The following is a 12,229-nucleotide window of genomic DNA, read 5'->3' as shown; positions in this document are numbered from 1 at the left end:
GCCGTCATTCCGGGGCGCGGATAGCGCGGTCCGGAATCCGTTGCGCGGCAGCAATGGTGGATGAATGGATTCCGGGCTCGTGACTTCGTCGCGCCGCGGAAATGATAGCGAATAACGAGGAACTCTCATGCGATTTATGATGCTCATGATCCCGCTCGGTTACGAGAGCGCTCCGCCGGACGTGCAGCTCGATCCAGAACGCGTTGCTGCGATGATGCGCTACAACGAGGCGCTGAAGGATGCCGGCGTGCTGATCACGCTCGACGGCCTGCATCCGCCCTCGATGGGCGCACGGGTCTCGTTTGCGACCGGCGTGCCTGTCGTGACCGACGGGCCTTTCACTGAGGCCAAGGAGGTCCTGGGTGGTTACTGGATGATCGAGGTCGCCTCGCGCGAGGAAGCGATCGCATGGGCCAAGAAGTGTCCGGCCTCGCCGAACGAAATCATCGAGATCCGGCAGGTGCAGGAGATGAGCGACTTTCCCCCCGACGTGCAGCACGCCGCCGCCGGATTCGACGACCTGAAGAAGTAGCCACAGCGGGTCGCGATGAATCGCGGCTAGCGTCAATCGATCAACAAGGAGAGAACCGATGAGCACCGAACAGAAATTTCTCGCTGTCTATCTCGGCAGCATGACGGGTACGAAAATGGCGGCCTGGCGCGCGCTGCCCGAGGCCGAACGGAAAGCAAGGGAGCAGGAGGGCATGGCCGCCTGGCACGGCTGGGTCGAGAAGCACCAAGCCGTCATCGTCGAGATGGGCGGCCCGCTTGGCAAGACCCGCAGGATCGACGCGAGCGGCATCACCGAGGTCAGCAATGCCCTGACCGGCTTCACGGTCGTGCGGGCTGCCTCGCAAGAGGAAGCTGCCAGGCTGTTCGAGAACCATCCGCATTTTGCGATCTTCCCGGGCGAGGCGATCGAAGTCATGCCCGTGCTGCCCATTCCGCAGATGTAGCTTTCGGCCGAACTTCCTTCCGGGGCCCGATACTGACGCATCGGACCGGCCTGGACGTGCGAAATACGGGTTAATGATGCCTCATCGCCGCTAGTGACCTTCACGCCCGGCTCATGTAAAAGTCGTTCACATGAGCTGGCGCAAGGAGCAACGCCGCGCCGAGCGCGGCTATCACCACGGCAATCTGAAGGAGGCCCTGTTGCAGGCCGCTCTCGGGCTGATTGCCGAGAAGGGCGCGGCCGGCTTCACCTTTGCCGATGCTGCGCGCATGGCCGGGGTCAGCGCGGCGGCGCCCTATCGGCATTTTCGTGACCGCGACGAGCTGTTGTCCTCGATCGCCCAGCGCGGCTTCGAGCAGTTCGAGGCGCGCCTGACTTCGGCCTGGGACGATGGGCGTCCCGACACGGTCACCGCGTTCGAGCGCGTCGGCAAGGCCTACCTTGCCTTCGCCCGCGATGAGCCCGCTTTCTATAACGCGATGTTCGAGTCCGGCCTGCCGGTCGATGCCAATCCGGCGCTACAGGCCGCCAGCGAGCGCGCCTTCAACATCATTCGCGCCGCCGCGGAGCGGCTCGCGGCATTGGCGCCTCCTGGCACGCCGCGGCCGCCGGCGATGATGATGGCGCTGCACATCTGGTCGATGGCGCATGGCGTGGCCTCCTTGTTTTCCCGCGGCGATGCCGCGCGACGAAAACTGCCGATGTCGCCGGATGAACTGCTCGAAGCCGAGGTGCTGATCTATCTGCGCGGTCTCGGCTTCCCAACCGATCGCCGCCCGCAGAAGAAGAGCGCCGAGCCGCCGCCGGTGCCACCGGAGGCGTCCTCCGGTTCAGGCGTGCCGCCCGGCGGCCCCTGGGGCAAGCCGAAATAAAATTGCGCAAATAATTCGGCGCCCCTGTCTGGCGGCTGGCTTGACAAAATCGCGGGATGGTCTAGCTATGTAAATGTTATTTACATTCACAACGGCGCTGATGCCGTCATGGAGATGGAAATGGCCTACACCGCTGATGTCAATCGATGGCGCGGCCCCTCGGACCAATACCAACAGTACCAGCGTCCTCACATGCTGGAGACGCCCTGGCATCCCGGCTGGATCGCCGTGACCATTCTCGGCTTCATCATCTGGTGGCCGATCGGACTTGCCCTTCTCTTTTTCACACTCGGGAGCAGAAGAATGTCGTGCTGGAGCCACCAGGATCGCTGGCAGAACAAGATGGAGAAGATGCAGTACAGGATGGACCGCATGCGCGATCGCATGGAGCGCCGTGGCTTCGGCTTTGGCTTCGGCCCGCCGTCATCCGGCAACCGCGCCTTCGACGAATATCGCGCCGAGACGCTGCAGCGGCTCGAGGAAGAGCAGCGCGAGTTCAAGGATTTTCTGACCCGGCTGCGTCACGCCAAGGACAAGGAAGAGTTCGACCAGTTCATGGCGCAGCACAAGACGCGTCCGACCCCGCCGCCGACAGACCAGCAGCAGGGTTGACACCTCTCAAAGCCTTCAGGCGCATGCCCCCAAAGTCCTGATGGCCCCGAGCCGCCCGCCTGCGCAACCCGCAGGCGGGCGGTTTGGTTTTCAGGGAAGCGCGGCGGTCAGCCGCAACGTTCAGGTCGTGGTCGCGAGCTGCGCGCGGACCGACGCCAGGAAGTGTTCGTAGGCGTGGTCCACGATTTCGTTGAGCGATCGTGTTCGCGCGAACATCGCCTTGGCCTCGGCGAGAAACTCGTCCCGGCTCGGGATCTTCGGCAGATGCAGATGCGTCAGCGCATCGACGCCTTCGTGCGCGCGGTTGAGGATGTCGTGCAGCGTCGGCAGTTGCAGCTGGGCGAGGTCGGCCCGGCGCCGCGCCGACGAGATCGCATGCGCCAAGGTCTGCGCATCGAAACGTCCGGCAAGTTCGCGGGCCGCCCGATTGATGACCCGCGAGCCGAGCGGTTGCTCGTTGCGCAGCACCTGTTCGGGCGGCGCCTTCATGTTCCAGACGACGCCGACCCACGACAAGACCTTCAGGACGTAATAGGTCACGTCGATCTCCCACCAGCGAAAGCCTTGTCGCACGCTGCTCTGGTAGGCGTGGTGATTGTTGTGCCAGCCCTCGCCCAGGGTGAACAACGCCAGCAGCCAATTGTTGCGGGAATCATCACCCGTCACGTACCGCTTGCGTCCATGCACATGGGCGAGGGAATTGATGCAGAAGGTCGCGTGATAGACCAGCACCGTGCTCCAGAGGAAGCCGACGACCAGACCTGACCAGCCCGCCACCAGGAAGCAGAGCGCTGCAAGCACAAAGGCCGGCAGCAGCTCGAGCCGATGCAGCCACATCAGCTCCGGATAAGCGGCGAAATCGGCGATCTTGACGAGGTCGGTGGCGTCGTGCTGCCGGGAAAAAATCCAGCCGAGATGGCTGTAGAGGAAGCCGCGGTGACGCGGCGAGTGCACGTCGGTTTCCGTATCGGAATGCAGGTGATGGTGCCGATGCTTGGCCGCCCACCACAGGACGCTCTTCTGCGCGCTGCTCTGCGCGAGGCAGGCCAGGATAAACTGAAACACTCGGCCGGTCGCAAACGCCCGATGTGAGAAGTAGCGGTGGTAGCCGGCTCCGATCGCAAACATCCGCACGCAATACAGTAAGACGCAGATCACGAGTGCCTGCCAATCGATGCCTGACCAGATCGCTGCAACGCAGCCGAGATGGACCAGCAGAAACGGCAGGGCGGAGGGATACATGATGTCCTCATGCTGGTCGTCGGCGGCGGTGTTGGGCGACATGTTTTCAGAGTGACCTTGAACGAAGATGATGCGTTTCGCTCCGGCGGCGCCAAAGTCGGCCGCCTGTGAAAAACCCCGCTGATGGCGTGCCACCGCGGGGTCGCGAACGAGATGCTTTGCTGGTACATTCGGCCAAAGCAGTCGGCCGAAGCTCGACGAACATATGGTCCTGAATGCCTGCTATGCAAGCACGTAGTCTCACGGAAACGGCACCGAGCGCACGCCAGGTCGAGCGCAGCGGCCGATCGCCGAGGATTTCGACCGTGCCACCGGCATGATGATCGGCGCCAATGTGGCGATCGGCGGAGGTCACAAGCCTTTCAGAACATCAGCATCGGCACGGCGTCAGGCGGCCCGCCGGTGGCTCTCGCCGCCACGATGTGGCGTGACCGGCTCCGAACTGGTCTGGCCTGGCGCGTCCAGCACCGCGACGTGATGCCGATACACCATTTCCCAGCCCTTCCATCCCGTGAACAGGAGGATACCGACGACGATGAGCGACAGCACCACGCCCCACGGCTTGACCGCAGCTTCAGTGCCTTGCGCGTAGCGGAGATAGAAGTTCACCAGCGCCAGCACGACCGCCGCGAGATTGCCGACCATGTGGTACCAGGCATCATTCAGGCGGCGGATCCGGGGCTCGCTGAAGAAGTCCGTAAAGCCGGCCGCAGCAGCAACGAGCGCCATGACGATGCCGGCTCCGATCAGCCAGATCGCGGCGCGCGCCCAGAAAGTATCGCCGGTTCCGATGAATGCCAGATCGGCGATGGGCGCGCCGACCAGGAACGCGACGGGGAATGGAATCAGCATGGGGTGCAGAGGGTGGTCGCCGACTGCGGCGGTCGTTTTGGGGTTGATGCTCATGGAAAACCTCGCAAAAATGAATTTCTGGGACAACTTTTCCGGGCGAGAGCTGGTTCCTGCAGGCACGGGACGGAGGAGGCGGAACTCCCCTGTCCCGACGCCGCGGACCCTGCCTGCCTCCATCCCCCTGCGTTGCCTGCCTTTCCCGTAGCCAAACTCGCTGGCGGTAACCCGGCATTAACCAACGCCGGGCTCTGGTAATTGCGGACAGTCGCGCCCGAAGCCGTGTCGAAGCCCATAGTTTTGACATCTTGGCGGGGAATGCAGGCGACCGGCTTTGGAAGAGCCTTTGGACGAGCCCTGCACCCCAAAAAGACAAGGCTTTGAGCGGGCTTGCCAGCCGCGCCGGTTCTAGCGCGGCTGTTGGGGAACACCGGCAGCCATTTGCTGGCCGAAGGACGTCAGGTAACGATCGCCTTGAGAGGATACTGCTTATGAATCCGGCCGACGTGGCTCAGTCAGCCCTTCCGGTTGCTGCCTCCGCCGACGTGTCGCTGATTGCGCTGTTCTGGCAGGCTCACTGGATCGTGAAGGCGGTGATGCTGGGACTTCTGTCCTGTTCGGTCTGGGTCTGGGCGATCGCCATCGACAAGATCTTTCTTTACGCGCGCACGCGGCGCTCGATGGACCGATTTGAGCAGGCCTTCTGGTCCGGCGAATCGATCGAGGAGCTCTATCGCACGCTCTCGGCCAAGCCGACCCATTCCATGGCGGCCTGTTTCGTCGCGGCGATGCGCGAATGGAAGCGTTCCTTCGAGAGCCATGCCCGCTCGGTCGCGGGCCTCCAGATGCGCATCGACAAGGTGATGAACGTGTCGATCGCGCGCGAGGTCGAGCGGCTGGAACGCCGGCTCTTGGTGCTCGCGACGGTCGGCTCCGCCGGCCCCTTCGTCGGCCTGTTCGGCACGGTCTGGGGCATCATGTCGAGCTTCCAGTCGATCGCGGCGTCGAAAAATACCTCTCTGGCGGTGGTGGCTCCCGGTATTGCCGAGGCGCTGTTTGCGACCGCCGTCGGCCTTATCGCCGCCATTCCTGCCACTATTTTCTACAATAAGTTCACCTCCGAGGTGAACCGGCAGGCCCAGCGGCTCGAGGGCTTCGCGGATGAATTTTCCGCCATCCTGTCGCGTCAGATCGACGAGCGGGGCTGACCGACGGCATGTATAGTGTGAAGGGCAAATTGGGCACCAGACCATGGGCATGAACGTCGCGAGTTCGTCCGGAGGCGGCGGGCGCCGCAGCCGGCGCAAGCCGGTCATGGCCGAGATCAACGTCACTCCCATGGTCGACGTCATGCTGGTGCTGCTCATCATCTTCATGGTGTCGGCACCACTGCTCACCGTCGGCGTGCCGCTCGATCTGCCGCAGACCCAGGCGAAAAGCCTCGAGCAAAACGACCAGAAGCCGATCCAGATGTCAGTCGACATCAAGGGCAAGGTGTTCATCAACGACGCCGAGATCGCGATCAACGAGCTGGTGCCGAAGCTCAAGGCGATCACGGACGCCCGCGGAGGGCTCGAGGAACGCATCTATCTGCGCGCCGACAAGAAGGCCGATTACGGAACGGTTGCCAGGGTGATGGGCCTGTTATCCGGCGCGGGCTTCAAGAAGCTGGCGCTCGTCACGGAAGCGGATCAGGGGTAGGCCGTGAAGGTGAAGGTCGACAAGACACTCGTTGCGTCGATTGCTCTCCACGTCCTTGTGCTGGGATGGGGGCTCGTCACCTTTAGCAGCAAGGCCTATGTGGCGCCGGAAGAGTCGCTTCCGATCGACATCATCTCCTCGGATCAGCTCGCGAAGATGATGGCAGGGCAGAAGACCGGCGACAAGGACAAGCCGAAGCCGAAGGTGGAGAAGATCGCGGAGCCCAAGCCCGAGGAAGACGCTGTCGGCAAGGTCACCGAGAAGAAAGAGCTGATCAAGACCAACTCGACGCCCGAGCCGCCGCCAAAACCCGTCGAGAAGCCGGTCGAAAAGAAGCCCGAGCCGCCGAAGCCCGTTGCCGAGGCAAAGCCGAAGGAAGAGCCGAAGCCGCAGGAAAAGAAGCCTGATCCGGCCAAGGAAGATCCGATCGCCGAGCTCCAGAAGAAGCTGGAGACCAAGAAGCCGCCGCCAAAGCCGGTTGAGCAAAAGGTCGCGGCGGTGCAGCCGCAGCAGCAGCCGAAGCCCAAGGAGCGCACCTTCGATCCCGCCCAGATCCAGCGCGACCTCGACAAGCGCGCTGCCACCCGGCACGAGCTCGCCGGCTCGACGTTGAACGCGTCGGCCTCGCTAGGAGCGGCGACGGGGACGGCCGCCAACAACGTCGCGACCTGGCGTGGTGCATTCCAAGGCGCAGTCAAGCGCTGCTTCACGCCGACCTATAACGGGCAGGATGCCGAGCAGTATGAGGCCGACATCGACATTCCCATGAAGATCGATGGATCGCTCGCCTCCGAGCCGATCGTCGTCGCGGTGAGGGGACCGTCGCGGTCGATCGCCCAGGCGGTGGCGGAGAGCGCCAAGCGCGCCATCGTGCAGTGTCAGGTCTACTCGTTCATGCCGAAGCAGCAGTACGAGAGCTGGAAGCTCATTCCCATGACTTTCGGCCTGAAAGATATGTTGTGACATCCGAACAAAAGAATTTTGCAATGAATGACGTCCGATCGATGAACCGCCGCCGCTTCATGACCCTGACCGGATCGACGCTCGCGATGCTCGGGGGCGGCCGGGCCTGCGCGCAGGGCCAGGAGCCCCGCCTTCGCATCGATCCCACGGCGTTCCAGCCGATCCCGATCGCGATCACCAACTTCGTGCCGGGCTCGCCCGCCGACGGCGACGTCGGCAACGGCGTCACGCAGGTGATCACCAACAACCTGAAGCGCTCGGGGCTGTTCGCGCCGATCGACCAGGCCGCCTTCATCGAGCGCATCAGCAACATCGACGTCGCGCCGCAATTCCAGAACTGGAAGACCATCAACGCGCAGGCCCTCGTCACCGGCCGCATGACGCGGCAGCCCGACGGAAGGCTCAAGGCCGAATTCCGCCTGTGGGACGTCGTCTCCGGCCAACAGCTCGCCGGCCAGCAATATTTCACCTCGCCGGAATATTGGCGCCGCATCGCCCACATCATCTCCGATCAGATCTACGAGCGGATGACTGGCGAGAAGGGCTATTTCGACAGCCGCGTGGTGTTCGTGGACGAAACCGGGCCGAAGGAGCGCCGCGTCAAGCGACTTGCGATGATGGATCAGGACGGCGCCAATGTCCGCTACCTGACCCGCGGCTCCGACCTCGTGCTGACGCCGCGGTTCTCGCCCAACTCGCAAGAGATCACCTACATGGAGTTCGGCCAGGGCGATCCGAAGGTCTATCTCTTCAACATCGAGACCGGCCAGCGCGAGATCGTCGGCAATTTCCCCGGCATGACCTTTGCGCCGCGCTTCTCGCCGGACGGCCAGCGCGTCATCATGAGCCTGCAGCAGGGCGGCAATTCCAACCTGTTCGTGATGGATCTGCGCTCGCGCTCGACCACGCGCCTCACCGACACGCCGGCGATCGACACTTCTCCTTCTTATTCTCCAGATGGCAGCCGGATCTGCTTCGAATCCGATCGCGGCGGCAGGTCGCAGATCTATGTGATGGCGGCGGGCGGTGGGCAGGCGCAGCGCATCTCCTTCTCCAAGGACGACACCAACGCCAGCTATTCGACACCCGTGTGGTCGCCGAAGGGCGATTACATCGCCTTCACCAGGCAAGGCGGCGGGCAGTTCGCGATTGGCGTCATGAAGCCGGACGGCTCCGGCGAGCGGCTGCTCACCTCCGGCTTCCACAACGAAGGCCCGACCTTCTCGCCGAACGGCCGCGTGCTGATGTTCTTTCGCGACCCCGGCGGCAACAGCGGACCGTCGCTGTACAGCGTCGACATTTCGGGGCGCAACGAGCTGAAGGTGCCGACGCCAGGCTTCGCCTCAGACCCGGCGTGGTCGCCGCTATTGTCTTCGACGGCGGGCCAATAAAGAGTTACGCGGTCAGACGCGCAACGTTGTCGAAAATGCGGGCAGATTTTTTCGGCTTCGCTGAGGAAAGCAAGCTTTCCTTCGCCTTGCGCTCGGCAAGGCTTGCCTAGTAGCTTGAAATATCAGCAGAAATAGGTTCGCCATTGCCGAAAAACAACTCCACTTTAACGATGTTCCCTCAGAAAGGCTTCATCTGGGTTGAGTAAAACTACGCGCCAAACAGGACGCGCGTACAGATACAAATGCAGTTCGCAAGCCAGAGCGGAGAACCTGAGGAGCAGGCCTCGCCGACGATTTCGGCGGCGCTGACCGATTCGCTGTTCGAGGCTCCTGGCACGGTGCTTACCGGCATCATCTTCTCGGCGTTCGCGGCATCCTTGACGGCGCTGAAGACGGGACAGACGCTGATTTGGGGATTTGTTCCTCTTCTCATTCTCGCAGGAGCTATACGGGCCTTCGATTTGAGCCGGTACCAGGCCCGAAAATCGGTCCTGAGCGCGGAACAAGCGGCAAATCTGCAAATGCGCTACCAAGTCGGAGCGCTCATCCAGGCCGTCGTGATTGGTCTATGGTGCTCCACGACCCTGCTGAGCAATGACGACGCCATCGCTCACATGATTGCCCTCTCGGTCACCACCGGAATCGTGGCCGGAGGAGCGGGGAGAGCTTACGGACGGCAGTCGATATTTCGTCTGCAAGCCACCTTGATATTCGGCCCGGCTGTGGTCGCGCTGGCGCTGCGCGGCACGCCCTATTACGTGGCAATGTCCGTCGTGTGCGCCGCGTTCCTGCTCTCGGTCATGCGGCTCTCCGGCAATCTGCACAAGATATTTCTGCGCGCGGTTATCGCACGCGAGCGCGAGGCTGCGCTCGCCGGCCAGTTCGACACGGCCCTCAACAACATGCCGCACGGACTCTGCATGTTTCGCATCGACGGCCAACTCGCGGTGATGAACCACCGCTTTGGCGCGATGATGGACCTGCCCGACAATCTCGCCCAGAACGGCACGAGCGTGCGCGGCGTCGTCGCCGCATGCGTCGAAGCGGGATCGATATCGGCCGCGAGCGGCGACCTGATTATTGCCGACATCGAAACCGCGCAGGCGAAGGAAATCATCACCACCGACCCCGATCCGCGAAGGAACCGTTCGCTGTCATGGACCGTCCAGCCGATGGCTGATGGCGGCGCGGTGGTACTGCTCGAGGACATCACCGAGCGGCGCAACGCCGAGGCCAGGATCAGCCATCTGGCTCGCTACGATGACCTCACAGCGCTGCCGAACCGTGTCAATTTTCGCGACGAGATCGAGCGGTTGCTCGCCGTCGCGCGGAATTCAGCGCGTCTATCCGCTCTGCTGTTCGTTGATCTTGACCAGTTCAAGCAAGTCAACGATACGCTGGGCCATCCCTGCGGTGACCAGCTCCTGTGCGCGGTGGCCAACCGTCTGCGCGAGATGCTGCGCCCCGAGGATTTCGTCGCCCGTTTCGGCGGCGACGAGTTCGTCGTGTTCCAGCAGAACCTCTCCTCGCCCGAGGACGCAGCTGCGCTGGCCCGCCGTATCGTCGAGCGGCTGAGCGAGCGCTATCGCATCGACAACCATCTGGTCGAGATCGGCGCCAGCGTCGGCATCGCACTGACCTCGCCGGATGGCACCAGCGCCGATACGCTGCTCAAGAACGCCGATATGGCGCTGTACCGCGCCAAGGCCGACGGCCGCGGCACCTTCTGCTTCTTCCGCGACGAGATGGCGGCGACCGTCGAGGCCCGCCGCATCCTCGAGCTCGACCTGCGCAAGGCGCTCGCTCACGAGGAGTTCGAGCTGTTCTATCAGCCGCTGGTCAATCTGAAATCCGGCAAGATCACCACCTGCGAGGCGCTGCTGCGCTGGAATCATCCGGTGCGCGGCACGGTCTCGCCGGTCGACATCATCCCGGTTGCCGAAGACATGGGCCTGATCGTCGATCTCGGCCGCTGGATCCTGCGCCGCGCCTGCATGGAATGCGCGAAGTGGCCGGAGGGCGTCAGCGTCGCCGTCAACTTCTCGCCGCAGCAATTCCACCAGCGGGACGTGCTGAGCGAAATCCGCTACGCGCTCGAAGTGTCGGGCCTGCCGGCGCATCGGCTGGAGATCGAGATCACCGAGTCCTCGCTGCTGCGCAACACCCAGCTCACGCACGACATCCTGTCGCAACTGCATGCGCTCGGCGTGCGCATCTCGCTCGACGATTTCGGTACCGGCTACTCCAGCCTCAGCTATCTGCACAATTTCCCGATGCAGAAGGTGAAGATCGACCGCTCCTTCCTGGAGGGCATCGACGCCGACCGGCCGCTGACGCTTTTGCGCGGCGTGGCAAGACTGTCGGCGGACCTTGGCATGTCCGTCGTGGTCGAGGGAATCGAGACCAACGAGCAGCTCGAACTGATCAGTGCCGACGGTACGGTGACCGAGGGACAGGGTTATCTGTTCAGCCGGCCGGTACCGGCGGTGCGGGTGCGCCAATTGCTCAATGCCTCGCACGGCATTCGCGGCGGCAAGGATCAGGTGGTCGCCGTATCGCGATCGATCGCCTGACTTCCAGTTCTCAATATCCCTTCGTTTCCGCTCGTTCAGCATCACCGTAGTCGTACGGGGTTAACCGTAACCGATTCAAGTCTTTGCAATTCCGTTAATGAACCATTAATCTCTACCTACTCGCAGAGGTTGTTCGGAGCGTAGAGATTGCAGATGAAGTCCGGGGCCGAACCGCAGACGGCGCTCCTTCCGCGCGGAGCCGCGCTGTTCGATCGCATCGACTATCGCCTCCTCGAAACGCCGGAGGACAATGAAACCCTGTATCGGATGCGCTACCGCGCCTATCTGCAAGCAGGACTGATCCCACCGTCCGAGTCCCAGCGGGTAACTGACCGTTTTGATAGCGCGCCCAACGTTTGGAATTTCGGCGTCTACGTCGCAGACGAGCTTTGCGCTGCCGTGCGCATCCACGTTCTGACCTCCGAATGGCGGATGTCCTACACCACGGAGGTGTTCGGCGACGTCCTGCATCCTCGCCTGGACCGGGGCGAGGTTTTTGTCGATCCGTGTCGATTTGTTGCCGATCCCGAAATGCAGCAGCGGTTCCCTGAACTGCCCTATCTGACGGTGCGGCTGCCTTTCGTAGCTTGCGAGCATTTCAATGCCGATGTCGGACTTTCGATGGTGCGGACCGATCATCAGGCGTTCTACCGCCGCGTGTTCCTGTCCGAGACTCTCACTGAGCCGCGTTCATTTCCGGGCTGGCCGACGAAGAAAGCCGTCCTGATGGCCTCGAATTATCCCAAGGTCCGGGAAAAGATCCTGACGCGTTTCCCGATCATGCGCTCGAGCGCGTTTGAGCGGCGGATGCTATTTGAACGGGGCACCCACCGGATCGCCGCACCCAGGCCGGTTCTTGTTGCCGGCGCTGTGGCCGCCCAGGCCTGATCCCTCCGCCTCGTTTGTGGTTCATGTGTTTTCAGGCGCTGGCAGCGGGGGTTCTATCCTGGTGCAAGCGCGCGTTCTGGTCATAAGCACCGCTTGCCTTCACCCTTGCGCCACATTTACAACCCATTAACCATGACGGGTGCTTTTCGCTGGTTGGGGGCATTTGACTGGCTGAGGCAAGGT

Annotated in this window: 12 protein-coding genes; 10 read left to right on the top strand and 2 right to left on the bottom strand. The window is 62.8% G+C overall.

Annotation, left to right across the window (positions count from 1 at the left end; genetic code table 11):
• The first annotated feature begins 127 nt into the window (after positions 1–127).
• The 4 genes from IVB01_RS22750 to IVB01_RS22735 all read left to right on the top strand — a co-directional run bounded on the left by IVB01_RS22750 (position 128) and on the right by IVB01_RS22735 (position 2,439).
• On the top strand, positions 128–532 hold the full coding sequence (locus IVB01_RS22750; protein WP_247280206.1) for a YciI family protein: 405 nt from the start codon (positions 128–130) through the stop codon (positions 530–532).
• A 58-nt stretch (positions 533–590) separates the two neighbouring features.
• Positions 591–956, top strand: a complete 366-nt coding sequence (locus IVB01_RS22745; protein ID WP_247280205.1) for a hypothetical protein — start codon at positions 591–593, stop codon at positions 954–956.
• Positions 957–1,086: 130 nt separating this feature from the next.
• Positions 1,087–1,827, top strand: coding sequence for a TetR/AcrR family transcriptional regulator (locus IVB01_RS22740; protein ID WP_247280204.1), 741 nt, complete (start codon positions 1,087–1,089; stop codon positions 1,825–1,827).
• Between the two features lie 120 nt (positions 1,828–1,947).
• Complete coding sequence (locus IVB01_RS22735) at positions 1,948–2,439, top strand: DUF2852 domain-containing protein (protein WP_247280203.1); 492 nt, start codon at positions 1,948–1,950, stop codon at positions 2,437–2,439.
• Between the two features lie 120 nt (positions 2,440–2,559).
• Here the strand turns inward: IVB01_RS22735 and IVB01_RS22730 are convergent, their stop codons facing one another.
• Both IVB01_RS22730 and IVB01_RS22725 read right to left on the bottom strand, forming a co-directional pair.
• The gene (locus IVB01_RS22730) at positions 2,560–3,723 is read right to left on the bottom strand and encodes a fatty acid desaturase (protein WP_247280202.1); all 1,164 of its coding nucleotides are present in this window, start codon (positions 3,721–3,723) and stop codon (positions 2,560–2,562) included.
• Positions 3,724–4,068: 345 nt separating this feature from the next.
• Positions 4,069–4,587: a DUF2231 domain-containing protein gene (locus tag IVB01_RS22725; protein ID WP_247280201.1), complete on the bottom strand. Its 519-nt coding sequence runs from the start codon at positions 4,585–4,587 to the stop codon at positions 4,069–4,071.
• 434 nt (positions 4,588–5,021) lie between these two features.
• Between IVB01_RS22725 and tolQ the strand changes: the two genes are divergently transcribed.
• From tolQ to IVB01_RS22695, 6 genes are all read left to right on the top strand, one after another.
• Positions 5,022–5,738, top strand: a complete 717-nt coding sequence (gene tolQ / locus IVB01_RS22720; RefSeq protein WP_028180156.1) for a protein TolQ — start codon at positions 5,022–5,024, stop codon at positions 5,736–5,738.
• Positions 5,739–5,781: 43 nt separating this feature from the next.
• On the top strand, positions 5,782–6,231 hold the full coding sequence (gene tolR, locus IVB01_RS22715; protein WP_028173005.1) for a protein TolR: 450 nt from the start codon (positions 5,782–5,784) through the stop codon (positions 6,229–6,231).
• A gap of 3 nt (positions 6,232–6,234) precedes the next feature.
• Entirely contained in the window at positions 6,235–7,194 is a 960-nt protein-coding gene (locus IVB01_RS22710) for a protein TolA (protein WP_247280200.1), read from the top strand.
• 23 nt (positions 7,195–7,217) lie between these two features.
• Entirely contained in the window at positions 7,218–8,585 is a 1,368-nt protein-coding gene (gene tolB, locus IVB01_RS22705; RefSeq protein ID WP_247280199.1) for a Tol-Pal system beta propeller repeat protein TolB, read from the top strand.
• Between the two features lie 242 nt (positions 8,586–8,827).
• Positions 8,828–11,158: an EAL domain-containing protein gene (locus IVB01_RS22700; protein WP_247280198.1), complete on the top strand. Its 2,331-nt coding sequence runs from the start codon at positions 8,828–8,830 to the stop codon at positions 11,156–11,158.
• A 153-nt stretch (positions 11,159–11,311) separates the two neighbouring features.
• A complete protein-coding gene (locus tag IVB01_RS22695) occupies positions 11,312–12,046 on the top strand; it encodes a hypothetical protein (RefSeq protein ID WP_247280278.1) in 735 nt (244 codons plus the stop codon).
• Positions 12,047–12,229: the final 183 nt, after the last annotated feature.

The sequence above is a fragment of the Bradyrhizobium sp. 164 genome (genome assembly GCF_023073715.1).
In the GTDB taxonomy this organism is placed as follows: domain Bacteria; phylum Pseudomonadota; class Alphaproteobacteria; order Rhizobiales; family Xanthobacteraceae; genus Bradyrhizobium.
Note: the sequence above shows the minus strand (reverse complement) of the source record. Positions and strands in the feature narration are given on the sequence as shown.